Source organism: Vibrio sp. 99-70-13A1 (assembly GCF_013114625.1).
In the GTDB taxonomy this organism is placed as follows: domain Bacteria; phylum Pseudomonadota; class Gammaproteobacteria; order Enterobacterales; family Vibrionaceae; genus Vibrio.
This window is the reverse complement of sequence record NZ_VTXD01000050.1, coordinates 1-24,742: the sequence shown is the minus strand read 5'-3', so window position 1 is coordinate 24,742 and position 24,742 is coordinate 1. Positions and strand designations below refer to the sequence as shown.

Genomic DNA, 24,742 nt, shown 5'->3' with positions numbered 1-24,742 from the left:
GAAATAATATACTCAGCCCTGAAAGCAATTTACTAAGAGAGCTGTTGAGTACAACACAGCGGTTTTAATAAAAAGTTTTTAATATTTATTATTTTAGGAGATCCACCATGCCTGTAACTAACTTAGCTGAACTAGATGCTCTCGTAGCACGCGTTAAAGCAGCACAAGAAGAGTTCGCAACTTTCTCTCAAGAGCAAGTAGATGCAATCTTCCGCGCAGCATCTCTTGCGGCTAACCACGCACGTATTCCGCTAGCTCAACAAGCGGTTGCTGAATCTGGAATGGGTATTGTTGAAGATAAAGTAATCAAAAATCACTTTGCTTCTGAGTTTATCTACAACAAATACAAAGACGAAAAAACATGTGGCATCTTAGATGAAGATGACAGCCTAGGCACAATGACTATCGCTGAGCCTGTAGGTATCATCTGTGGTATCGTTCCAACAACGAACCCAACTTCTACAGCAATCTTCAAATCTCTAATCTCTCTTAAGACACGTAACGGCATCATCTTTTCGCCACACCCACGTGCAAAGAACTCAACTAACGACGCAGCGAAACTAGTTCTAGACGCAGCTGTTAAAGCGGGCGCACCAAAAGACATCATCGGTTGGATCGACCAACCATCTGTAGAGCTTTCTAACGCGCTTATGAAGCACGACGGTATTGCACTTATCCTTGCTACTGGTGGTCCAGGCATGGTTAAAGCTGCATACTCTTCAGGTAAACCTGCTATCGGTGTTGGTGCTGGTAACGTTCCTGTAGTTATCGATGAAACAGCTGACATCAAACGTGCTGTAGCATCTATCCTTATGTCTAAAACATTCGATAACGGTGTTGTATGTGCTTCTGAGCAAGCTGCAATCGTTGTTGGCGAAGTATATGACGAAGTTAAAGAGCGTTTCGCTTCTCACAAAGCTCACGTTTTATCTAAAGCTGACGCTGATAAAGTACGTAAAGTACTGCTTATCGACGGCAACCTAAACGCTAAAATCGTAGGTCAACCTGCTCCAGCAATCGCTGAAATGGCTGGTGTTAAAGTTCCTGCTGATACAAAAGTACTTGTAGGTGAAGGTCTTGGTAAAGTTTCTTACGATGACGAATTTGCTCACGAGAAACTATCTCCAACTCTAGGTCTATTCCGCGCAGACGATTTCGAAGATGCTGTTGCTCAAGCAGTAACAATGGTTGAAATCGGTGGTATCGGTCACACATCTGGTCTTTACACTAACCAAGATACTAATGCAGACCGCATCCGTTACTTCGGTGACAAGATGAAGACGGCTCGTATCCTAATCAACATCCCTACTACTCACGGTGGTATCGGTGACCTGTACAACTTCAACGTTGCACCTTCTCTAACTCTAGGTTGTGGTTCATGGGGTGGTAACTCTATCTCTGAGAACGTAGGTCCTAAGCACCTTATCAACAAGAAAACTGTAGCGAAGCGAGCTGAAAACATGTTGTGGCACAAACTACCTAAGTCTATCTACTTCCGTCGTGGTAGCCTTCCAATCGCAATGAGCGACCTAGAAGGTAAGAAACGCGCATTCCTAGTAACTGACCGTTTCCTATTCAACAACGGTTACGCAGATGACGTAGTGCAAATCTTGAAATCTCAAGGTATTGAAGTTCAAGTATTCTTCGATGTAGAAGCGGATCCAACACTGTCTGTTGTTGAGAAAGGCGCTGAAGCAATGAAGAGCTTCCAACCTGACGTAATCCTTGCTCTAGGTGGCGGTTCTCCAATGGATGCTGCTAAGATCATGTGGGTTATGTACGAGCACCCAGAAACTCACTTCGAAGAACTAGCAATGCGCTTTATGGATATCCGTAAACGTATTTACAAGTTCCCTAAAATGGGTAAAAAAGCTGAGCTTGTATGTATCACTACAACTTCAGGTACGGGTTCAGAGGTTACGCCATTCGCTGTTGTTACTGACGACAAGACAGGTGCTAAGTACCCACTAGCGGATTACGAAATCACGCCAAACATGGCTGTTGTTGATGCTAACCTTGTAATGAACATGCCTAAGTCTCTAACAGCGTTCGGTGGTTACGATGCAGTAACTCACGCTCTTGAAGCTTACGTATCTGTTCTTGCGAACGAATACTCAGATGGTCAAGCTCTACAAGCTCTTAAGATGCTTAAAGAATACCTACCATCAAGCTACAAAAATGGTTCAGCTGACCCAATCGCTCGTGAGAAAGTACACAACGCTGCAACGATTGCTGGTATTGCCTTTGCGAACGCATTCCTAGGTGTGTGTCACTCAATGGCTCACAAAATTGGTGCTGAGTTCCACCTACCACATGGTCTTGCTAACGCACTACTTATCTCAAACGTTGTACGTTACAACGCGAACGATAACCCAACTAAGCAAACTGCATTCTCTCAGTACGACCGCCCACAAGCACGTCGTCGTTACGCTGAAGTTGCTGACCACCTAGGTCTAAGCCAAGCTGGTGACCGTACTGCTCAGAAGATTGAACGTCTACTAACTTGGTTAGAAGAGCTTAAAGTTGACCTAGACATCCCACTATCTATTCAAGCTGCGGGTGTTAACGAGTCTGACTTCATCGCGAAACTAGATGAACTAGCTGTTGAAGCATTCGATGACCAGTGTACAGGTGCTAACCCACGTTACCCTCTAATCACTGAGCTAAAAGAAGTTCTAACAACGTCTTACTTCGGTAAAGCATACGTTGAAGGTGAAACTTTCGAAGGTACGACTGTTATTTTGAAGAAAGCTGACCAAAAACCAGCTGAAGAAAAAGCAGCACCAAAAGCTAAAAAAGAAAAAGCTAACGCATAATAAGTAAGCATTAGTTTGAGATAGGTTTTCGCTAGCACGATACTTATCCATCGGGAAATTCAAAGCCCCAACCGAAAGGTTGGGGCTTTTTTTATTTTTACAAAACGGTTTAACGTGAATTTCAAAGTCTCTGCTTATTATCCAGTATTAATGCTCTTACACCTCGGCAGCGACCACCCGTCCACTAAAGTAATCATTAGAGACTATGTATTCAGTAGTTCTGGTTAACTCGTCTTGTATTTGAGCCCAATGATACTCGTCAAGTTTAGCGTCTGAGTTATGAATGGCGGGAATCACTCCTCCCACACGAATGTTGAAAGGGGTAAGCTCTTTCGCCCAGCTGTGGGTAAACCCTGCGACCATGGAATTGGCATTCTCTAGACCTGAAAAATCATGAAAATCATCATGGGATATCACATTTACGATGACACCTTCTTTATTGGCTTTTCGTAGTCTAGCAGCACTGATCTGCCCAAAAGAAAAGAGCGTGGAAGCCATTGTTGATAAATCTTCCATGAAGGAATGGTCGTGATGTTCACTGATTAAACTGGGCATAGGTGAGCTTGTCCAATTATTTACAAGCACATCTGGTGTGGTATCAAATTGCTCTTGGATGAAATCAAATAACGCCTGAATAGTTTCATTGTTATAGGTAGGAATAGGGTAGCTGTATACAGAGTCGGACAACTTTGAGCATTGCATGTACGTTGCTTGTAAATTGTCTGGGTCGTTGTCGCATAACACAACGGTTGCCCCTAAGTTCACAAAATGATTGGCAATTGTACTTCCTAGCAATGACCCTGCAGATGTCACCAGTATTATTGAGCTTTTAATTTCCATCCCACAACCTAAGCAATGTTAAACGTCGAATAAGAATGGGTTAATTTTCGGAAGGGTGGTGTGAATTAGTTCAAACTAAACTAGATGAAAAAAGAAGTTTTTATGAATTTGGCTACTACTCACACTATTGGCGAATAAATGAGCAAAGTTTCATATTTAATGTACGCAAGGGGAGTTGTTGTATATTTGCCCGTTAGATAATTAAATAGTTTAATTATCTAACTCATGAGGATTAAAGCTTTAGAAGAAAAACTATGCCTGCACTTGGATCTGATGCATACGATGAGCTGTTGATAGCTGATTATATAAAGTTGCATTAGGTAAGTCAGGGGTTTGATTATCTGCTAATTTACGGCGATCGTGACCTGACAAGTTTTGGTACACTTCTTCAGGGAAATCATGAGTATCTTCTGGCATGTAAGCTAGAGCTTCTGGTTTTAAGTAGTGGCTGAGCTTTGCGCTCGCGATGCTTGCTTGGTGAAAACCAGCAGATTGCTTAGCAGAAATATCGTAAGACGATTGATCTGAACGAAGTTGTTGTGGTTCAGGAACGCCAAATTGCTGTCGTAGACGATTTTCACTGGTATCTAATTCATCAATGGCTTCAACGGGAGTGTGATCTCGTACATCATTAGAAAACATAGAAAGCAGCAACACAAAATCAGCACGGCGACCTTGTTCAACCGCATGGCTGATCCCAGTCCCGAACTTAAGTTCGTTGATTATTCCGGCTTTATCTAAAGTGTGTATTTGCATGGTGCCTCTCGTTCGATACATCTATAACGGCAACGAGAAGGTGAACTTTAGGGTTATTTTACTGAAAAGTAAGCAGATATAAAAAAGCTCATGCACTAGGCATGAGCTTAAAAATTCAGCGTTTAATCCAGACGAATTGGATTACTTAGCTAGGTTCTCTTCTACGAAAGACCAGTTTACTAGGTTCCAGAATGCAGCCATGTAGTCAGGGCGAACATTGCGGAAATCGATGTAGTAAGCGTGTTCCCATAGGTCAACAGTTAGAAGTGGAGTAACACCTTCTTCTGTTAGAGGAGTTGCAGCGTTAGACGTGTTAACGATGTCTAGAGTGCCGTCAGCTTTCTTAACTAACCAAGTCCATGAAGAACCGAAGTTGTTGATTGCAGAATCTGTGAATTTTGCTTTGAATTCTTCGAAAGAACCAAATGCAGAATTGATTGCTTCAGCAACTGCGCCAGTTGGTTCGCCGCCTGCTTTAGGAGCAAGACAGTGCCAGTAGAACGTGTGGTTCCAGATTTGAGCTGCATTGTTGAAAACGCCGCCAGTAGAAGTCTTGATGATTTCTTCTAGAGTTTTGCCTTCAAACTCAGTACCAGGGATAAGACCATTTAGCTTAACAACGTAAGTGTTGTGGTGTTTACCGTGGTGGAAATCTAGAGTTTCTGCTGAGATATGTGGTTCTAGTGCGTCTTTAGCATAAGGAAGAGCTGGTAATTCAAATGACATTGCTCGATTCTCCGTTTAGGTGAAAGTGCTAACTTTCGATTGCTTCCAATGATTATTATTTTTTAGTCAAAGCTGACTTGAGATTTATTTTAGCAAGTTTTTACTTTATTAAAAGCTTATTCAATGACTTTTGCATGAAATTAATCAATTTTGCGCAAAAATTTGAATTGCACAAATAACCATACCTTTTATGTGCTTTTTATTCTCATTCATTGGGGTAGAATGAGATCAATGAATGCAGTCAATCCATTAACGAGGAAGCAATGGAAACTATCGATAAAATCAAACAGCAAATTGAAGAAAATACCATTCTACTTTACATGAAAGGTTCTCCTAAACTGCCTAGCTGTGGTTTTTCTTCTCAAGCATCTCAAGCACTTATGGCGTGTGGCGAGAAATTTGCTTACGTAGATATTCTACAAAACCCTGATATTCGTGCAGAGCTTCCAGCTTACGCACAATGGCCGACATTCCCACAACTATGGGTAGATGGCGAGCTTATCGGCGGTTGTGACATCATTCTAGAGATGTTCCAAAAAGGCGAACTTCAGCCTATCGTTAAAGAAGCTGCTGCAAAAGTTGCTGGCGACGAAGCTTAAAAACGTTAAACTGAGTAACACGTTAATTGTAAAGGAGCCTTTGATTGGCTCCTTTTTTATTGCTTTGGTAAAATACTCCAATAGTTAAGTATCAACAGGTATAGATCATGATTGTTAAACTTCATTACGTGCACGACCCTATGTGCAGTTGGTGTTGGGGATATAAGCCAACATTAGAACTACTAAAACAACAGCTTCCAGCGAGTATTGAATTCAACTATGTGGTTGGTGGGTTAGCGCCTGATTCTGATGAGCCGATGTCGGATGACATGAAGCAAAAGCTACAAGCTATTTGGAAGCAAATTGAAGCGAAGTTAGGCACCGAGTTTAACCATGAATTTTGGACTGAATGTCAGCCAGTTCGCAGCACATACCCTGCATGTAGAGCTGTGATTGCTGCGGGTTTTCAAGATCATTACGAAGCGATGTTAGAGGCGATTCAACATGCTTATTACTTGCGAGCAATGCTACCTCATTCTGAAGAAACTCATAAGCAGCTAGCGGAAGAACTTGGTTTGAATGTTCAGCAATTTACGACTGATTTATCTAGTAAATTGTTAGAAGGGGAGTTGGATGACCAATTAAGCTTTAAGCATGCTATTGGCGTTCATTCGTATCCAACCCTAATGCTTGAAGTTAATGAAATTTTTACTGAGGTTGAATTGGATTACCAATCAACAGAGCCTACGCTGCGCTCTATTAGAAACATCTTACAAGCAAGTTTATAATATGTTGTCGACTTGAAGTGGTAATCTCAAACATTTCGAGTCGACACTCTCCACTCTTCTCAAATACTCTCGCATCTAAGTATCTAAGTATCTAAGTATCTAAGTATCTAAGTATCTAAGTATCTAAGTATCTAAGTATCTAAGCACTAAGCATCTAGCTAATAGCGTAACTCACTCATCATTTCTCGTTTTTAGGCTTTGGAGTTTTCTATAAGCCAAAAGCAGGGCAAGAGCTATGCCTGCTAATGTTCCGGCTAGATGAGCCTCAATGGCAACTCGTGCGCCAATCATACTGCTGGTGGTGGCTGACGCTCCATATAGCTGTTCCCATCCTACTTTTACGATTACCCCGGCAACAAGTACCCAGCTAGATTTTCGTCCTTCAATCGCTTCCTTTAAAGCAAATAAAGCAAAGAGCCCATGCAAGGTCCCTGATAATCCAACATAAAGTTCAATATCAGTAATCAATAACGCGATACCTGTAGCCAAACTGATCAGAAGTAATGCCGTGATAAGCTGATTTCTATTCGGAGAGAACAAAAAGCAAATTCCGCTAAGTGCAGCCAAATTCATTAGTAAATGCGAGATGTTGGTATGTGAAAAGTTTCCTGTTAGGATCCGCCATAACTCACCATTAAAGATCGCACTTTTGTCCCAAATTACCCATTGTTGAACGGCGTCTATTTGGAAGATTACACATAAGAGTGTCGTAAAAATTAAAACAAGGTACACATCAATTCCATGTATCGTTATTGCCCAAAATGCAGCAAGGCTACTAAAGCTTGTATTTGTGAGTGGATCACACCAATCCGTTCTAATGTTGAGCTTATCATTCTTCAGCATCCTTCAGAAGAGCATCGCCCAATGGGCACTGCGAGGATCTTATCTTTATCGCTAAGTAATAGCGTGACATTTGTGGGCGAAGATTTTAGTGATCACGTTGCGTTAAATAAATTACTGGCAGAGCAAGACGTTGAACATGTGATCCTTTATCCAAGTGACTCTTCAATTGAAGTCAAAGAAGCGGTTTCAGCCAACAAGAGAACTCGAATTATCTTATTAGATGGCACTTGGAAGAAAGCCTTCAAAATTTGGCAAGTATCTAAGAACTTACAAGGTTTGAAGACTGTTCATTTACTTAAAGATTTAAAAGGTAACTATCGAATAAGAAAAGCGCCGAGTGAAAATAGTTTATCGACGGTTGAAGCCGGTTATCACTTACTGAACCAACTTGAACCGCAGAATGACTTTAATTCGCTGCTGGTGGCTTTCGATAAAATGATTCAATTTCAAATTGATCAAATGCCTCCTGGCGTATTTGAAAAGAATTATCTTTCTTAGCCATTATTACAGCATACTCGTTTAGCTGTTTAGCTGTTTAGCTGTTTAGCTTCTTAGCTTTCGGTTAGAACTAAAGAGCAGTATTGGCTAAAAACCAGTGTGAGCAGAAAATAGTTGCTGATGCATTTTCTGAGCAAGGTCATCTGTCATTGAAGAGATATAGTCTGCTATGGTTCGCATTTGACCTGACTCATCGGTTTGTTTCAACCATTGCTCTTTTATTGTTAATGGCAGCAGACGTTCAGGATCAGCGCTGAACGCTTCAAACATGTCCATGATGATTTGCTGGCCTTTGTATTCAATGATCTGAGCTTGTGGAATCTGAATAACGAATTGGCTAACAAAGCGTTTTAGCGTACTAAGCACTAGATCCATACTTGGCTCTAAATACGCATTATAAGCAAGTAGATCACTTTCAAATTTTTCAGGTACACGGCTGATTGAAATACTGGTTAAGAGTGCATTGACGATTCCACCGATAGCATCTTTTCTGCGGTAATGTTCACCAGAAAACAGCATTTTAGTGATTGATTCTAAATGCTCGTTGACCCAAGGGTCGTTTGCTTCCATGAGGCTATTATGGACAGATTCTAGCCACTGTGACTTCGTGACCAGACCTAGAACAATCGCATCTTCTAAATCATGAACACCGTATGCAATATCATCTGATAACTCCATGATTGAGCAATCTAATGATTTGTACTTTGTTTTCTTGTGCTGCGAGTCTTCAACTTCAAGATCACGCATTTGGCTGAGCAGAACTTTATCATTGTCTGATAATGGCGCAACGACCCAATCAAACAAGCTTTTATCTTGGTCATAAATGCCTTTAGCGGGCATCCAATCTTTAGCTCTAAGCTGCCTTTGGTGCTTAACTGCTTGTGGCTTGAGTTTAGCTTGAACGTTACTGAGCAGGGCTGGATATTTGATAAGCCCAAGTAGGGTACGACGCGATAAATTCATCCCATGGTGCTCAGTATAAGGCTCTAGCCGAGTCACAATACGAAACGTTTGAGCGTTACCTTCAAAGCCGCCATGGTCTCGCATCATATAATTTAAAGCGACTTCACCACCATGACCATAAGGTGGGTGACCAATGTCATGGGCTAAACATATTGAATCAATCAGGCTATCAGAAGGAAGTAGATCTCTGAATTCAGGCTGCTTCTTTTTAAGCTGAGCCACAATACCTGTGCCTAACTGCGCAGCTTCAAGTGAATGAGTGAGGCGAGTTCGGTGAAAATCATTCACTGCGGTACCGTGGACTTGGGTTTTGGCTTGTAAGCGACGAAAAGCAGCCGAATGAAGAACGCGGGCACGATCCCTTTGGTATGGGCTGCGGTGGTCATCTCTTCTTATTTTATGCTCATCGTCATTGCGATGTTGCCACTCTGGGCTGATTGAAAAGTCCAAATCATCACCTATCAATTTGATTTTATTGAGGCAATTGCCTCTGATATCTCCAACTTATACTCAGCTAGCTGATCTCGTCTAGCGATAATTCAAAACTAGGGGCAAAAGTCGTTAAAAAATAGGTTAATTCTGGGCTTTTTCGCTGTTCTAGTGTTTCTTCGAGGCGACGCTTGGCTTGCTCGAATTCATGGTTACCAGCACTGAGCTCTTCCAAACACTTAAGGTAAGCGCAGATAGTGTCCGCCTGTTTGACTATGGATTGTTCTTCACTATTGGCGGAGCCTGATATTAGAAATGGTGCGAAATCATCTTGAAACTCTTCAGGCACCATAGAAAGTAATCGCTGTTCGGCGGCTGCTTCAATTTTTTTATATTCTTGCGCAATATCGGGGTTGTAGTATTTGACTGGGGTAGGTAAATCACCAGTCAGAACTTCACTTGTGTCGTGATACATACCAAGCAATGCAATGTGTTCCGGGTTGAGTTGACCGCCGAATTTTTTATTCTTAATAACCGCGAGGGCGTGGGCAACAAATGCGACTTGCAGGCTGTGTTCTGAAATGTTTTCTGTAGAAACGGAGCGCATTAGAGGCCAGCGCTGAATAAGCTTCATTCGAGCAAGGTGAGCAAAAAAATGGCTTTGAGTCATAATGATCCTTTTAAAATGCAATGCACTTTTGATGCTGAGTAGTAGATACAAAAAAGGTTCCTATTTGATAGGAACCTTTTAAGCATAGAAGCCAATGATTACAATTTAAAGCCTTGTTAAAACAAGTAATTATAATTTTTAATACTGGCTTATGGCTTATGGCTTATGGCTTATGGCTTATGGCTTATGGCTTATGGCTTATGGCTTATGGCTTATGGCTTATGGCTTATACTTCAAAGTTCAAAGTTCAAAGTTCAAAGCCTATAGCTAGTCTTGGCGATAAGTTGCCAAGAAACGCTCTAAGCGTCCAATGGCCGTTTCAAGATCTTCGATATGCGGCAAAGTCACAATTCGGAAGTGATCGGGTTTTGGCCAGTTGAAGCCGGTTCCTTGTACAAGCAATACTTTCTCTTGTTTAAGGAAGTCGAGCACCATTTTTTGATCATCTTTGATGTTGTACATTTCAGTATCAATTTTAGGGAATAAGTACATTGCCCCTTTAGGTTTGACACATGATACACCTGGGATTTTATTAATAAGTTCCCATGCACGGTCACGTTGCTCTAGCAGGCGACCACCAGGCAGTAGTAGTTCATTAATACTCTGATAACCACCTAAAGCAGTTTGTATAGCATGTTGCATTGGCACATTGGCACATAGCCTCATCGAAGCAAGCATATCCAAGCCTTCGACATACCCTTTTGCTAGGTGCTTAGGTCCTGTTAAGAACATCCAACCACCACGGAAGCCGCATACACGGTAAGCTTTTGATAAACCATTGAAAGTCACCATAAGTACATCTTCAGCGAGTGTAGATATCGATGTATGTACAGCTCCGTCATATAAGACTTTATCGTAGATCTCATCGGCAAAAATGATCAGATCATTTTCACGTGCGATATCAACGACTTTTAACAGGAAATCACGGCTATAAACCGCCCCTGTTGGGTTGTTTGGGTTGATTAGAACGATGCCACGGGTTTTTGGCGTGATCTTCGAGCGCATGTCATCAAGGTCAGGGTACCAATCTGCCTCTTCATCACACAAGTAATGGACTGGTGTTCCGCCAGAAAGCGCGACAGATGCTGTCCAAAGTGGGTAATCAGGCGCTGGAATAAGAATTTCATCACCGCTATCGAGCAAAGCTTGCATAGACATGACGATAAGTTCTGAAGCACCGTTTCCGATATATACATCTTCTACGTCAAGGTTGCGTAAGCCTTTTTTCTGGTAGTGCTGCACAACCGCTTTACGTGCTGAGTAAATACCCTTTGAATCACAGTAACCTTGAGAAGTCGGAAGGTTACGAATTACATCAACAAGGATTTCATCAGGGGCGTCAAAACCAAATGGGGCGGGGTTTCCTATGTTTAGCTTTAGGATTTTATGTCCCTCTTCTTCCATGCGCTTAGCATGTTTAAGTACAGGTCCCCTTATTTCATAGCATACACTGTTGAGTTTTGACGACATCCCGATATTTTGCATTGCCGATTTCCTGAAAATAATTTAAATACTTTATTAAAGTACCTTAAAATGAAGTTTGATAGAATAAAAATCTACAGAATGTGGTTTTTACGGATAAGCTTTGTTCGTTTTAAATCACAGGAATGTCGAAAAGATTTTATACATTCTTGATCTGAGTAGGGGCTACCCATAAAGTATCCAACTAATATAATAATAAATTAGATGTGAATGAGGTCGATTTGTCACATTTCCAGCAAACAGTCGCTTCTTTAATTGAACGAGTACAAAATTCCCAGCCTAACGAGGTAAGGTGCGTTGAAGTTTTAACGCATAAACCTTCGTTCGCATTTATAGAGTGGCTTCACGCTCAACCTTTATTTCCTAAGTTTTATTGGCAATCTCGAGATACACGCGAAGAAGTCGTCGCGCTTGGTCAGATCCATACTTTTTCTGATCCTGCGCCCGCTTACGCCATTCTTGGGGAAGATCAGCGTATATGGGGTGGGCGATCATTTGATGGTCATACTGATAAAAACCGTCGCTGCATGGGCTCATTCTTCTTTCTCCCACAAATAGAACTGACACGTTTTGATAATGAGTGGTCTCTTGCTGTCAATTTGACGGATGATCGAACTCAGGCGGTCAATAGCCTTAAAAAATTGCAACTTGATGCAGCATCACTTCCGCCTCTTTCTTCACATATTGATCGTATAGAGCACATCCCTGAGAAACCTCAATGGAGTGAGTTAGTGGATACGGTGCTAAATGGTATTGATGCTGATGATTATAAGAAGGTAGTACTAGCGCGTAAAACAACGCTGACTTTAGATAAGCCGATTTGTGCTGCTCAATTACTGAAAGCGAGCTATTTGCAGAACCACCACAGTTTTCATTTTATGTTGGTGCTGGATTCGAAACACAGCTTTATTGGGTCGACACCAGAGCGCCTATATAGCCGACATGGGACTGAATTACATACAGAAGCACTTGCAGGAACGATTGGACGTGGTGACAATGCCACACAAGATATGGAGCTAGCGAACTGGTTATCGCAAGATACAAAGAACCTTAATGAAAACCAGTATGTCGTTGATGACATCATTGAACGTTTAACGCAGCATTCTCACTCTGTTGATGTGGAGCAAGAAGCAAGATTGGTTCGGCTACGTAAAGTTCAACACCTGAAAAGAAACATTCATGCTCAATTAAAAAGTGGTGTGAATGGGGTGCAACTATTAGCTTCCTTACAGCCGACAGCGGCAGTTGCTGGCTTACCTCGTAAAGAGGCGATGGATTTTATTCAAGAAAATGAGCCCTTTGCACGTGGTTGGTACGCTGGGTCTGTCGGTTTTATTAGCCACCAAAGAGCGGAGTTTTGTGTCGCTATCCGAAGTGCTCTAGTGGTTAATGATCAAGTTCAATTATTTGCTGGCGCGGGAATTGTTCCGGGCTCTGTCGCTGAACATGAATGGCAAGAGCTGAATAAGAAAGTCTCCACGCTGCTGAGTTTGATTTCCGATCACCCACCTCTAGGGGTCGCTTCATGATTTATGATCAAGCTGTAGTTAATCGAATATGGTGTGACACGCTTTTAGAAGAACTGGTGCGTAGTGGGGTGCAAGATGTTTGTGTGGCTCCAGGTTCTCGTTCGACTCCATTAACGTTGGAGGCAGAAGCTAATTCTAACTTAACCTTGCACACGCATTTTGATGAGCGTGGGTTAGGCTTTTTTGCGCTAGGTCTGGCTAAAGCGAGTAAAAAACCTGTCGTAGTCATTGTTACATCTGGTACCGCAGTTGCGAATCTTTTACCGGCGGTTGCTGAAGCGGGACTTACTCGTGAAAAGTTAATTTTGCTGACTTCTGATAGACCGACGGAATTAATTAATTGTGGGGCGAATCAGGCGATTCAACAGCAAGGGATCTTTTCATCTCACGTTGAATCAGCATTGAATTTACCCAGCCCATCTTTGCAGATTCCCCTTAATTGGCTACTGACCTCGGCAGACCAACTTTTGAATAAGCAAGCGTCAGTGGGTGGTGCTATTCATATCAATTGTCCATTTCCAGAGCCTTTATACTCAAATAATGAAAAAGCTTTGTATCAAGAGTATTTGCAGTCGGTGCACAACTGGAAGCAGAGTTTAACAACTTACACGAACACGGTTTATTCCAAAACCACAGATCCAAACGCAACAGTTCAAGCTAATGTCCAAGCCAGCGATTACGCTTATCAAAAAGGCGTCGTCGTGATTGGCTCACTCGACCTTTCGGAAGCAGTGAAGGCGTTGGAGTTTGCGAAATCACTGGGTTGGCCGGTTTTCTGTGATCCTCAGTCTGGTGTGAACAGCGATTGGGCACATTATGATCTTTGGATGCAAAACGCCCATGCACAGCAACTTCTGGGTGACTGCCAGTTTATCTTACAGTTGGGTGAGAGAATCGTTTCAAAGCGTTTGAACCAGTGGATTAAACAACAAGCTACAGAGTTTAATTCAGAGCAGTATGTTGTCATCTCTCCCGATGCACATCGTATTAATCAAGATCATCTTCCTCAAACCCATATTGTCTCTGATATCTCGCAGTGGCTGAGTGCTCAGAATACACCTAGCTTATTAAAACCTTCAGCCAGTTGGGGGGACGAATTAACGCAGCTGTCACACTCGATAAGTGAACTTTCACTTGCTCAGTTGACCAATAATGACCAATTAACGGAGCTGTCAGTCGCTGCTGATTTGTCTGCTAGAGTTAATGGTAGAAACCTTTTTATTGGTAATAGCTTAATTGTTCGACTTGTCGATATGCTTACTCGCTTAGACAAAATACAAGTTTTTACTAATCGTGGGGCATCTGGAATTGATGGTTTAGTAGCGACGGCTGCGGGTGTTCTTGAAGCAACCAGTAAGCCGATTTTGATGTTAATTGGTGACACATCGTTACTTTACGACCTGAATTCTTTAGCTTTGTTAACGCACGTGAAAACACCAATTGTAATCGTGGTCAATAATAACGATGGTGGTGCTATTTTTGATTTGTTACCCGTTCCTGAGCAACAAAAGCAGGCGCTTTATCAAATGCCTCATGGGTATGATTTCCAACATGCAGCTCACCAATTTCAGCTGCAATATACCTGCCCAGAAACGCTTTCGAGCTATCAAACCAAGGTTGAAGATCATTTTGCTAATGGTCATGGTGCGCTGATTGTTGAAATTAAAACACCTGCAGAGCAAGCTTCTAACTTGTTAAAACAGTTCAATTTAATGCTTAAAGAGGCATTAATCTAAGGAGTCGACATGCTTTACTCTACTTATCACCCCGCTTTAGATGAAGAATCTAAAAAACCGTTGCTTGTATTTTTACATGGTCTTTTAGGGAGTGGGGATGATTGGAGTGCATGTCACCCATTCCTTTCTGATTTCCCACAAATGTGTATTGACCTTCCTGGTCACGGACAAAGCCGTTTCGTTGATTCCACAGGCTTTGATGATTGCTGCCAGATGATAGCGACAAGTATCGAATTTCAGATAGAGCAACAAGGGCTACCACCTCAATACCCAATCGTTTTGATTGGTTATTCTTTAGGTGGACGACTTGCCATGTATGGGATGACCCAATCTGTCTTTAAGCATCTAAATATTCAAATAGTGATTATTGAAGGTGGCAACTTCGGTTTGGATACCGATGAAGATAGAGCGCAAAGGTTAGTGCACGATACACAGTGGGCGGTTAGATTTGCACAGCAATCAATTGAGCATGTTCTAGACGATTGGTACCAGCAAAGTGTTTTTTCTTCACTAAATCATGAGCAAAGACAAACTTTAGTGATAAAGCGAAGTGGTAACCTTGGAGTATCCGTAGCAAATATGTTGTTATCTACTTCACTTGCTAAGCAACCTGATTTACGTGCTACATTGAAAGCGTGCACTCCTAAGTTGCATTACATTTGTGGCAAAAAAGATCGTAAATTCATTGAACTAGCTGCGGGTAGTGGTTTTGATTATAGCGAAGTGGATCATGCTGGGCATAACGTTCACTTTGAACAGCCTGAGCTATTTTCAGACTTAATCAAGCAGCATTGTGGAGGCGGCTCAACGCCTGTTAATCACTACAACAAGACTAATTAATCAGACCATGGTTTTCTGTGGTCTTTCAAAGAACAATGGGAATCACCATGGCAAAAACAGTAGGCATAACCGAAGAAGAACTTTACGCAGCCGTTAATTGGAACGATGCGAGCGATGAGTATGAAGATATTCAATATCATAAATCAGATGATGGTATTGCGAAGATTACGATTGCTCGCCCACAGGTTCACAATGCATTCCGCCCACAAACTGTTAAAGAGATGATTAATGCTCTTGCAGATGCACGATACGATGAGAAAGTCGGTGTAATAATCCTAACGGGTTTAGGTGAGAAGGCATTCTGTTCTGGTGGTGATCAAAGTATCCGTGGTGACTACGGTGGTTACCAAGATGACACTGGTACGCATCATCTAAATGTTCTTGATTTCCAACGCCAAATTCGTACTTGTCCAAAACCTGTTATTGCCGCTGTTTCTGGCTGGGCAGTTGGCGGTGGTCATGTACTTCATATGATGTGTGATTTAACGATTGCCGCTGAAAACGCACAGTTTGGTCAAACAGGTCCTAAAGTGGGTTCATTTGATGGCGGTTGGGGCGCTTCATACATGGCTCGTATCGTGGGTCAGAAGAAAGCTCGTGAGATCTGGTTCTTGTGCCGCTTCTACGATGCTCAAGAAGCCGTTGATATGGGTTTAGTGAATACTGTTGTTCCTGTTGAAGACTTAGAAAAAGAAGCCGTACGTTGGAGCCGTGAAGTATTACAACACAGCCCAATGGCATTACGTTGCTTAAAAGCGGCTTTAAATGCTGATTGTGATGGTCAAGCTGGTTTACAAGAATTGGCTGGTAACGCAACGATGATGTTCTATATGACAGAAGAAGGGCAAGAAGGGCGCAATGCCTTCAACGAAAAACGTCGCCCTGACTTCGATAAATTCCCTCGTAACCCATAACTCTCATTTACTCCAAAGTGTCTACACTTAGATGGCTTTTCTTAAGAGTGACCAATGTGGTCGCTCTTAACTTCTTCATTTCTCTTTAGGAACTCCTATGAACTCAGATCGTCAAGCTACTCTGTACCGTTTTCGTTTGCCTATGGATAGCGGTGTTATCCTTCGAGACAATAAACTCATAGAACGAACAGGCTACATAATTAAACTGTCTGAAGGGGATCGGGTTGGTTATGGAGAAGTATCGCCTTTACCTGGGTTTAGCCTTGAAAGTGTCGAAGAAGCGGGGATTCAAACTCAAGAATTTCTAGAACGTTGGGTATCGGGAGCTAGCTTATCTAATTTAGATGAATTACACCCTTCCGTGGCTTTTGGGCTGTCTATGGCTGAATTAGAGCTAAATAAGCAATTACCAGCAGAAGGTAACTACCAAGCCGCTCCGCTTTGTTCAGGTGATCCTGATGAGTTGATTCCCATTTTAAATGAAATGAAGGGAGAGAAAGTCGCTAAAGTCAAAGTCGGTCTGTATGAAGCCATTCGCGACGGAATGCTCGTCAGCCTTTTTCTTGAATCAATTCCTGACCTTACTTTGCGCCTTGATGCTAATCGCGCTTGGAAGCCTGAAAAAGCCAAGCAATTTATTAAATATATATCTCCATCTTTGCGTCAACGTATCAGCTTTATTGAAGAGCCTTGTATGCAGCCAGAGGCGAGCTTGGCGTTTGCTATCGATAATGGCGTTGCTATTGCTTGGGATGAGACGTTGCAAGAATTAGTAAAACAAGCCGATTTTGAACTGGACTCTTTAACTGGCGCAAAAGCCATTGTTATTAAGCCAACTTTGATTGGCTCTGTTGATCGCTGCGTTTCGCTCATCAAAAGAGCAGAACAATTAGGCATGAAAGCGGTGATCAGCTCTAGCCTCGAATCTAGCCTTGGCTTGTGCCAACTTGCACGCTTAGCACAGCAGCACTTACCAAACGAAGTCCCTGGTTTAGATACCATTGGCTTGTTTAAAGCTCAATTGGAAGTTTCATGGCCAGGAAGCCCACTTCCTGTGACGATTCTTGAGTCTCAAGAGATCGTGTGGCGCTCGTAGTATGGTGCCTGATGTTCATTCATCCATTCTTGTTTCTTCACTATGGGAGCAGTGGTCTCATAGTGAACCGCAACGTTGCGCTTTAGATACACCTAATCAGCGATATAGCTGGGAAGATGTTCAACACTTAGTGAATGAATATGTGCTCTGTTTATACCAGCAAGGATTAAGCAAAGGGGATGTTCTTACTATTGTAGGAAAGAACTCAAGTGAGCAAGTTGTCACGCTATTAGCCTGTTTGAAAATGGGTGTTATTGCGGCGTTTGTTATGCCGCAACCGGAAGTTAAACTTCAGAAAAAGCTAGATACTCTGTATACGAAAAAGCAACCTGCCTATGTATGGAATAACTTTACTGAACCCACACTCTTAAATTCACATATCAATCTGATATCACTTCCGAAGCTAGAGGAAGTTTCCCTAGTTCAAGTAAGCAAATCTATTTCATCCATTGAGCCACAAGCACGCACTGACCTCAGCTCTCTAGAAGCAAATGAAAATACTGAAGTAGCAACGATCACTAAGTTAGCGACGATTGTGTTTACGTCGGGTTCTACTGGCAACCCTAAAGCGGTTGTACATACCTCAGAGCAACATTTAGCTTCCGCTGATGGCTTATTAAATAGCTTTTCTTACAAACAATCAGATACTTGGTTATTGAGTTTGCCCATGTATCACGTGTCTGGCTTAGCCATTGTGTTTCGCTGGTTAAGTGCTGGTGGCTGTTTAAAAGTGGGGAGTGGCAATTTAGAAAAGGATATCAAAGATTGCACACATGCTTCTTTAGTTGCTACCCAGTTGCAGCGTTTACTTAATGTTCAATGTCCATTACAACTTTCTCATGTGCTATTAGGTGGAAGCCATATCCCTGAATCATTAGCTAAAGAAGCTTGTGACCGAGGCATTGAAACTTGGCTGGGTTATGGGATGACGGAAGCAGCATCTACAGTCACTGCTCGTTCTATTTCGGGCAAGGATTCGAAGCAAGATGAATCATTAAATACAGCTGGATCTGTTCTAGATAACCGAGCTATCAAGCTAGTAGATCAAAGGATTTATATTGGCGGCAAGACTCTAGCTAGCGGTTATTACTACCAAGGTGAAGTGACCCCTTTGGTCGATAAAGATGGATGGTTTGACAGTAAAGATCTAGGTGCTTGGGAAAAAAACCAACTTAAAGTGATTGGAAGAGCGGATAATCAATTTATTTCAGGTGGAGAGAACATTCATTGCGAAGAAATTGAAAGGGCACTTAACCAAGTGCTTGGTGTAAAGCAGAGCTTTATTATCCCAGTTGAAAATGAGGAGTTTGGCTTTAGACCTGTAGCGATTATTGATTGTAACCAGCTTGAAAGTGCTAGATGGTACACGGAACAACTAGTTGATGTTATTGAGCGTTTTAAACACCCAGTTGAATACTATCAAATGCCAAAACAAGACCAGCAAGGTATTAAAGTTTCGAGAGCTCAGTTGGCACAATGGCTAAAAGCCGAACGTGCAAAAGTGTGATAAGTAAAAGTGAATGAAATGACTGCTTGCAGAAAGCAAGCGAATCTCCACTACGCTTGATAATTGTAATGAGTTAGTTGATTTAGCGATAAAATAGTCCGAAACAGAATTTAAGATATTTATAACTTTCAATCATAATAAAACCGTAAATCAAGGAAATATTGAATAACGGTATTTATATGAAAATGGTTCTGGTATCCGCAGTGTTACTGCAAATTGCTTTAGCAATTGTCTCTGAAGGCTTGATTCGATCACTCGCTGAGTTAACAGCCTTTGTTCTAACCATTGCGCTTGTTATGAGCATAAAAAAGGCAAAGCAACATAATTGCTCTGCCTTCGTTAAATAATTTTATATCTACTTTAAGCTTGTTACCTTAGATGGAGTGTTTTCCGCTGAGCATTAAGCCGCGTTAATCTCAAATTAAGTCAGTGTTAACCAAGCAAGTGAACCTGTGGATATCATCACCCACAAACTAACACCAAACATAAGTGGTTTTGGACCTGCTGCTTTTAACTTTTCAATCGAAATTCCACAGCCAATTAAGAACAAACACACCACAAGCGCCCGCTTAGATACATCAAAAATTCCTTGGTAGATAACTTCAAATTGTGGCATCACGTCACTGATTAAAATCGCGGCGCAATAAAACAGAATGAAATATGGGATGGTGATTTTCTTTTGATCATTTCTGAAGATAAGAGCACTAATAAAAGCGATTGGGATGATCCAAAGAGCCCGTGCCAATTTCAAGGTTGTGGCAGTAGTCAGTGCTTCCTCACCGTAGGCTGAAGCTGCTCCTACAACTGAAGATGTGTCATGAATCGCAATTGCTGCCCAAGTACCGAATGTATGTTGACTTAACTCCAAAGCGTGACCAATAACGGGAAAAAGAAATAGCGCAATCGAATTCAATACAAAAACTGTAGCGAGAGCGAGTCCGATCTGTTCATCGTCTGCTTTAATTGCCGGCGCGACTGCCGCAATCGCGCTGCCACCACAAATCGCTGTTCCTGATGAAATCAGATAGCCTGTGGTTTTTTCTAGGCCCATCTTTTTAGCCAGTATCCAGCCTACAGATAATGTACCCATAATACTTACGACAATAAGCCCAATACCATCACCAGTAACCGCTAAAGCTTGCTCAAATTGAATTCCAAAACCTAGACCAACAATTGAATAGGCGAGTAACTTTTTGGTGAGCTTTCCAACTTGTAGGTGCGCAGGAACCAAACCTAAACTTGCCAATAAAAAACCGATAACAAGTGCAGTGGGAGAACTAACCCAAGGTGTTAAACAAAAGAGAGCGGCAATATAAAAAGGGGCTGTTTTTTTTAGGTTCATGGTATTCAGGTTAGCTGGCTGGGTAAGTTTTTCTAAGGGGGCACTATACGCTTAATCTTTCGGTAAGTAAGTCTAAATGATTTGAACAAACGTTAAGAAAAACTTAACGCTTACTCAAATCAGAGATTGTTACTACCTTCTATCACCACGAAGCTCAATGACAGCTTCTCGTAATCCTTGGCTGGATGCGTTTTCAGCAGGGATAGAAGTGCCTACTTCTATTTCTAGTTTTGTCCAAAAGCGGCTTGGTAACCCTTTGCACGCTGCACCTTTATAGCGGCTAAAGTAGCTTCCCCAAAGACCTTTAAGTGCCATTGGAATAACTGGTACAGGTGATCGGCGGATAATTATTTCCATTCCTCGCATGAATTCACCTACTTCACCATCTGGCGTTAGGCGTCCTTCAGGGAAAATACAGACAATGTGACCATCAGCTAATGATTGCTCAACTTCATTAAACGCATTCCGAATTGATTTTCGATTAGTGGCTGAAATAGGTATGACTCCAGCCCGTTTTAAAAAACGTCTTAATGGAGGTAAGTTGGCGTATTCTTCTTCCATAACAAATCGAATCAAACGAGGACAAACCGCGCTGACTAAAAGAGCGTCCATGTAGCTCACATGGTTACAGACGATCAAGGCTCCGCCTTTTTCAGGCAAGTTCTGTAGATTTTTATGCTCTACTCTGTACATTGTGTGAGTGACAACCCACATCAAGAAGCGAACCGCGAAAATGGGTACTTGATAAAAAACGTAGCAAACAATCAAAGAGTTAATGATTGCCAGTAATAAGAAAAGTTGGGGGATAGTTAGCTCTAATAAGCTTAAGCAAATTATGCCTAGAATAGCGCTGCCAACCATGAACAAAGAGTTATAGATATTAAGAGCGGCAATAACTTGAGCTCGTTCGTTTACTTTGGCTCTGTGCTGCATTAAAGAGTAAAGCGGAACAATAAAAATCCCCCCAGACATACCCAGTAAAAGTAGGTAGGCGAATAGGGGCCAAAGTTTATCGTAACTAATGAACTCAGAGAAAGAAGTAAAAATAGGCAAGGACTCTGGAATAGAGGTCGCTAACAGGAAGCCAAAAATTGAAATACCTAAGCTTCCAAGAGGAACTATGCCAATCTCTATGCGGTGGTTTGATAACTTATCACATGCCAAAGAACCAGCAGCAATGCCTACAGAAAATAGAGCCAATAAAAAGGCAACAGAGCTTTCTGTACCGTTGAGGTATATTTTGGTGAAGTTTGGAAATTGAGTTAGGTAAGTCGCACCCAAGAACCAAAACCAACTAATTGCCATTAAAGCTTGGAAGGTGGCTTTATCACGCTTAGCAATGGCAAGAGTATTCCGAGTTAGCTTTAACGGTCGCCACTGTACTTTTAGGTCAGGGGCGCTTGCTGGTGATTCAGGGATAAATCGGCTAGAAATGTAGCCTAATATTGAAAAGGTAACCACGCAGGCAGCAGCAAAGTATTTAGAATATTCGGCAGAGGTTAAGAGCCCCGCGCCTATCGTACCCATTAAAATTGCGAGGAATGTGCCGGTTTCAACTAAGGCGTTTCCTGGAACTAATTCTTCAGGCTTAAGTTGTTGAGGCAGCAATGCATATTTCACTGGGCCGAAAAAAGCACTCTGTGTTCCCATAAGAAACAATAAACCCAGTAAAATCCCGTAACTTTCGTAAATGAACCCAATAGCGCCAAGCGACATGATCGCAATTTCAAGCAATTTAACTTTGCGGATAAACCATGCTTTTTCGTACTTATCCGCTAATACTCCAGCTAAAGCAGAGAATAGGAAAAATGGCAGAATGAACAATCCAGCGGCTAAGTTGATAAATAGATGGCTGGATATTGGTAGGGATTCTACATTCGCGAAAGCAACGAAAAGCAGTAAGACATTCTTAAATATATTATCGTTAAAAGCGCCTAAAAATTGAGTGATAAAGTAGGGGAGAAACTTTTTTTGCATTAACAGCGAAGTGGGGCTGTTGTTATTCATTGTCTTTCCTTCGCGTTTACCAGCTAATTAAGTAACTAGAGATTAAGTTATGAATTAACTCTTTTCCATCAATAGGTTCTGCCGCGAAAAATTTATCATCAACGCTTAAGAGTGTTATCCCATGAACACCAGACCATAGAACTCGGCTTGCTTTCAAAACTTCACCTTCACTGCGCTCAGGCGCTAACACGCGAAGAAGTTGTTCTAACATACCCGTCATGTCACCAATTCGCTTAGCCTGCCATTCAGGTAAGGTTTCTCCGTTCATATTATGCTCAAAAATCAGTTGCCAGCGATTTGGATGTTTTTGAGCAAAATCATGATAGCAATAAGCGAGCTTAAATAATGCGTCTTCAGGATCTATCGATTGTTCAACAACTTGAGCCGCTTCAAAAGCCAACTCATCAAGTGTTTGAGCTACGGCATGAAGGAGTAGAATGTTGTAATTACCAAACACATTAACCAGTGTACTAGGAACATATCCGATCATATTAGCCACTTTTCTTAGGCTTAGTTCATGATACGAATTCTCATCTAAAAAACCTTTAACAGTATCTAAGGTAAGTTGAATAAGTTGTTCGCGAGTATGATCGTTTCTGCGTGCCATGGTGATTTCTAATAAATGAACATTGTTCGATATTTTAGTCCTGCGTAGAAACAGCGTCAACTGTTTCAATTCTCAAGAAAACAATAAGGGTCGCAATATTCTGATACATGTATGAGTGATGTGAACATTTCATTGTTCATTGTTAACGAGTATGATTAAGGAGTCGAAAAGAAAAGAAACCTATAAAGGATAATAATGAAACGATTTTTCTCACTAATCGCGATCATGTTTGTAACTGTCGCGGTGACACCAATCGCAGAAGCGAAAAAGTTTGGTGGTGGTAAGTCATTTGGCAAAAGTTTCAAAACGGCTCCGGCACCAAAAAAACAAAATACAGATTCAATTCAGCAAAACCAAGCTGGAAAAACTGCTGCTAACAAAAGTTCAAGTAAAAAGGGCTTGATGGGCGGAATTCTGGGGGGACTTCTTGCTGGTGGTCTTTTAGCTGCATTCTTTGGGGGCGCATTTGAAGGTATCCAGTTCATGGATATGCTTATCATGGGTCTAATTGCATTCTTTGCATTCAAGTTTTTACGAAAAATGCTTGGTGCTAAGCAAGGTTCAATGAACCAACAAGGTCGTCAGCCTGCTTTTGGTGGTATGAATCAAAATAAATTTGAGCAGCCACAGCAACCGCAACAACCTAATGTTCATAATTTTGAACAAGCTCAACCTCAGTCACAAGCTCAAGCTGGTGGTTTTGGTTTTGGCGCTCAAAGTGATATCCCACATAACTACCCACCGGGATTTGACCAAGCGGCGTTCATTAACGGTTCTCGTGAGCATTACCGTACACTGCAAGGTGCATGGAATCATAATGAATTGAATACGATTGAAGAATATGTTTCAGCAAGCCTATTTGAAGATCTTAAAGCAGAACGTAATAAGCTAGAAGGTGAGCAGAGCACAGACGTAATGTATGTTGATGCTGAAATCGTTCGAGCAGATCATGACGCAAGCAAAGCACAGCTAAGCTTGCAATTTAGTGGTCGTTACCGCGATTCTGCTGAAGGTGTAGAAGAAGATATCACTGATATTTGGCACCTAGAGCGTGATCTAACGGTTCCCAATGCACCATGGTTGATTGTTGGTATCCAAGGTTAATCACTAGTTCGTTCAATTTAGTCATTGAATTTAACGCCTGCCGAGTTTTCGGTAGGCGTTTTTTATTGTCTGTATATTTTGTTTTTAGATCTGACTCTCGATAGTTCGTTAAGTATTGAGAGTAATGTAATCGTGTGACAATAGGAGTTTGATATACTTAGCTTTCAATCGAGACAGAGAATGGTGATGGTATGTCAAAAACAACAAAGTTGCATAATGAAGACAAGCTAGTAAAAAAAGCTCTGGAAGTCGGTTTAAAAATGGCAAAAATGCAAGGGTTGGATTTACCTACTACTCCTCAGCCTTTGAAAACTAAAGCCGTCTATTTGTTTTTAGTTGAGGTAAATCAGATCACTCCGCTTCCTGATGATAAATTAGATGGAGTGAACATTAAGAAGAGATTGGCACTTTGGATACATAAGGTACTACCTGATAACGATCCTCTTAAGTAGAACCCGCACAAAGTAGAGTCTAAATAGGATATAGCTGGAATAGAGCAGGGGTTGGAATCCTGCTCTGATAATTATGAAATAGAAATAAAATTTACTAATCAAAACGAAAAAAGCCAACTCAATGAGTTGGCTTTTCGATTTTCCAATTAAGGATAATATGGTGGAGGGAGACGGATTCGAACCATCGAAGGCAGTGCCGGCAGATTTACAGTCTGCTCCCTTTGGCCACTCGGGAACCCCTCCAGGGTGTGTCTTACT

23 protein-coding genes and 1 tRNA gene are annotated in these 24,742 nt (G+C 41.7%); 13 read left to right on the top strand and 11 right to left on the bottom strand.

What is annotated here, in order from left to right; genetic code table 11:
• The first annotated feature begins 107 nt into the window (after nucleotides 1–107).
• Nucleotides 108–2,816, top strand: coding sequence for a bifunctional acetaldehyde-CoA/alcohol dehydrogenase (gene adhE, locus F0226_RS20895; protein WP_171737439.1), 2,709 nt, complete (start codon nucleotides 108–110; stop codon nucleotides 2,814–2,816).
• Between the two features lie 156 nt (nucleotides 2,817–2,972).
• Here the strand turns inward: adhE and F0226_RS20890 are convergent, their stop codons facing one another.
• The 3 genes from F0226_RS20890 to sodB all read right to left on the bottom strand — a co-directional run bounded on the left by F0226_RS20890 (nucleotide 2,973) and on the right by sodB (nucleotide 5,138).
• Nucleotides 2,973–3,656 (bottom strand): SDR family oxidoreductase, encoded by a 684-nt coding sequence (locus F0226_RS20890; RefSeq protein ID WP_171737438.1) that lies wholly within the window; start codon nucleotides 3,654–3,656, stop codon nucleotides 2,973–2,975.
• A 252-nt stretch (nucleotides 3,657–3,908) separates the two neighbouring features.
• Nucleotides 3,909–4,412 (bottom strand): VC2046/SO_2500 family protein, encoded by a 504-nt coding sequence (locus tag F0226_RS20885; RefSeq protein ID WP_171737437.1) that lies wholly within the window; start codon nucleotides 4,410–4,412, stop codon nucleotides 3,909–3,911.
• 141 nt (nucleotides 4,413–4,553) lie between these two features.
• Nucleotides 4,554–5,138 (bottom strand): superoxide dismutase [Fe], encoded by a 585-nt coding sequence (gene sodB, locus F0226_RS20880; RefSeq protein ID WP_137374647.1) that lies wholly within the window; start codon nucleotides 5,136–5,138, stop codon nucleotides 4,554–4,556.
• Between the two features lie 263 nt (nucleotides 5,139–5,401).
• Between sodB and F0226_RS20875 the strand changes: the two genes are divergently transcribed.
• Complete coding sequence (locus F0226_RS20875) at nucleotides 5,402–5,737, top strand: Grx4 family monothiol glutaredoxin (protein ID WP_137374646.1); 336 nt, start codon at nucleotides 5,402–5,404, stop codon at nucleotides 5,735–5,737.
• A 107-nt stretch (nucleotides 5,738–5,844) separates the two neighbouring features.
• Nucleotides 5,845–6,465, top strand: coding sequence for a DsbA family protein (locus F0226_RS20870; RefSeq protein WP_171737436.1), 621 nt, complete (start codon nucleotides 5,845–5,847; stop codon nucleotides 6,463–6,465).
• A 171-nt stretch (nucleotides 6,466–6,636) separates the two neighbouring features.
• Here F0226_RS20870 and rrtA read toward each other — a convergent pair whose 3' ends face one another.
• Nucleotides 6,637–7,197 (bottom strand): rhombosortase, encoded by a 561-nt coding sequence (gene rrtA, locus F0226_RS20865; RefSeq protein WP_345776542.1) that lies wholly within the window; start codon nucleotides 7,195–7,197, stop codon nucleotides 6,637–6,639.
• Nucleotides 7,198–7,206: 9 nt separating this feature from the next.
• Between rrtA and F0226_RS20860 the strand changes: the two genes are divergently transcribed.
• The gene (locus F0226_RS20860; protein WP_171737434.1) at nucleotides 7,207–7,806 is read left to right on the top strand and encodes a DTW domain-containing protein; all 600 of its coding nucleotides are present in this window, start codon (nucleotides 7,207–7,209) and stop codon (nucleotides 7,804–7,806) included.
• A gap of 87 nt (nucleotides 7,807–7,893) precedes the next feature.
• Here F0226_RS20860 and F0226_RS20855 read toward each other — a convergent pair whose 3' ends face one another.
• The 3 genes from F0226_RS20855 to F0226_RS20845 all read right to left on the bottom strand — a co-directional run bounded on the left by F0226_RS20855 (nucleotide 7,894) and on the right by F0226_RS20845 (nucleotide 11,353).
• Nucleotides 7,894–9,219, bottom strand: a complete 1,326-nt coding sequence (locus tag F0226_RS20855) for an anti-phage deoxyguanosine triphosphatase (protein ID WP_171737433.1) — start codon at nucleotides 9,217–9,219, stop codon at nucleotides 7,894–7,896.
• A gap of 64 nt (nucleotides 9,220–9,283) precedes the next feature.
• Nucleotides 9,284–9,868, bottom strand: coding sequence for a 5'-deoxynucleotidase (gene yfbR, locus F0226_RS20850; protein ID WP_171737432.1), 585 nt, complete (start codon nucleotides 9,866–9,868; stop codon nucleotides 9,284–9,286).
• Nucleotides 9,869–10,135: 267 nt separating this feature from the next.
• Nucleotides 10,136–11,353, bottom strand: a complete 1,218-nt coding sequence (locus F0226_RS20845; protein ID WP_171737431.1) for a pyridoxal phosphate-dependent aminotransferase — start codon at nucleotides 11,351–11,353, stop codon at nucleotides 10,136–10,138.
• Between the two features lie 218 nt (nucleotides 11,354–11,571).
• Between F0226_RS20845 and F0226_RS20840 the strand changes: the two genes are divergently transcribed.
• The 7 genes from F0226_RS20840 to F0226_RS20810 all read left to right on the top strand — a co-directional run bounded on the left by F0226_RS20840 (nucleotide 11,572) and on the right by F0226_RS20810 (nucleotide 19,319).
• On the top strand, nucleotides 11,572–12,879 hold the full coding sequence (locus F0226_RS20840; protein WP_171737430.1) for an isochorismate synthase MenF: 1,308 nt from the start codon (nucleotides 11,572–11,574) through the stop codon (nucleotides 12,877–12,879).
• Nucleotides 12,876–14,615, top strand: a complete 1,740-nt coding sequence (gene menD / locus F0226_RS20835) for a 2-succinyl-5-enolpyruvyl-6-hydroxy-3-cyclohexene-1-carboxylic-acid synthase (RefSeq protein WP_171737429.1) — start codon at nucleotides 12,876–12,878, stop codon at nucleotides 14,613–14,615. The genes F0226_RS20840 and menD overlap by 4 nt, the downstream gene beginning before the upstream one ends.
• 9 nt (nucleotides 14,616–14,624) lie before the next feature.
• Nucleotides 14,625–15,455: a 2-succinyl-6-hydroxy-2,4-cyclohexadiene-1-carboxylate synthase gene (menH, locus tag F0226_RS20830; RefSeq protein WP_171737428.1), complete on the top strand. Its 831-nt coding sequence runs from the start codon at nucleotides 14,625–14,627 to the stop codon at nucleotides 15,453–15,455.
• A gap of 47 nt (nucleotides 15,456–15,502) precedes the next feature.
• Nucleotides 15,503–16,369: a 1,4-dihydroxy-2-naphthoyl-CoA synthase gene (gene menB, locus F0226_RS20825; RefSeq protein ID WP_171737427.1), complete on the top strand. Its 867-nt coding sequence runs from the start codon at nucleotides 15,503–15,505 to the stop codon at nucleotides 16,367–16,369.
• A gap of 97 nt (nucleotides 16,370–16,466) precedes the next feature.
• Entirely contained in the window at nucleotides 16,467–17,465 is a 999-nt protein-coding gene (menC, locus tag F0226_RS20820) for an o-succinylbenzoate synthase (protein WP_171737426.1), read from the top strand.
• Nucleotide 17,466: 1 nt separating this feature from the next.
• Entirely contained in the window at nucleotides 17,467–18,972 is a 1,506-nt protein-coding gene (menE, locus tag F0226_RS20815) for an o-succinylbenzoate--CoA ligase (RefSeq protein WP_171737425.1), read from the top strand.
• Nucleotides 18,973–19,151: 179 nt separating this feature from the next.
• The gene (locus F0226_RS20810; protein WP_171737424.1) at nucleotides 19,152–19,319 is read left to right on the top strand and encodes a hypothetical protein; all 168 of its coding nucleotides are present in this window, start codon (nucleotides 19,152–19,154) and stop codon (nucleotides 19,317–19,319) included.
• Nucleotides 19,320–19,393: 74 nt separating this feature from the next.
• On the opposite strand, the gene F0226_RS20805 is transcribed toward F0226_RS20810, so the two are convergent.
• From F0226_RS20805 to F0226_RS20795, 3 genes are all read right to left on the bottom strand, one after another.
• Nucleotides 19,394–20,314, bottom strand: coding sequence for a putative sulfate exporter family transporter (locus F0226_RS20805; RefSeq protein ID WP_171737422.1), 921 nt, complete (start codon nucleotides 20,312–20,314; stop codon nucleotides 19,394–19,396).
• A gap of 132 nt (nucleotides 20,315–20,446) precedes the next feature.
• On the bottom strand, nucleotides 20,447–22,321 hold the full coding sequence (locus tag F0226_RS20800) for an MFS transporter (RefSeq protein ID WP_171737421.1): 1,875 nt from the start codon (nucleotides 22,319–22,321) through the stop codon (nucleotides 20,447–20,449).
• A 16-nt stretch (nucleotides 22,322–22,337) separates the two neighbouring features.
• Nucleotides 22,338–22,928 carry a TetR-like C-terminal domain-containing protein gene (locus F0226_RS20795; RefSeq protein WP_171737420.1) on the bottom strand — a complete coding sequence of 197 codons (591 nt, stop codon included), beginning with the start codon at nucleotides 22,926–22,928 and terminating at the stop codon, nucleotides 22,338–22,340.
• Between the two features lie 195 nt (nucleotides 22,929–23,123).
• Between F0226_RS20795 and F0226_RS20790 the strand changes: the two genes are divergently transcribed.
• Both F0226_RS20790 and F0226_RS20785 read left to right on the top strand, forming a co-directional pair.
• Nucleotides 23,124–24,032, top strand: a complete 909-nt coding sequence (locus F0226_RS20790; RefSeq protein ID WP_171737419.1) for a TIM44-like domain-containing protein — start codon at nucleotides 23,124–23,126, stop codon at nucleotides 24,030–24,032.
• 191 nt (nucleotides 24,033–24,223) lie between these two features.
• On the top strand, nucleotides 24,224–24,484 hold the full coding sequence (locus F0226_RS20785) for a DUF5062 family protein (protein WP_171737418.1): 261 nt from the start codon (nucleotides 24,224–24,226) through the stop codon (nucleotides 24,482–24,484).
• Nucleotides 24,485–24,642: 158 nt separating this feature from the next.
• Here F0226_RS20785 and F0226_RS20780 read toward each other — a convergent pair.
• A tRNA-Tyr gene (locus F0226_RS20780) sits at nucleotides 24,643–24,727 on the bottom strand.
• Between the last annotated feature and the right edge of the window lie 15 nt (nucleotides 24,728–24,742).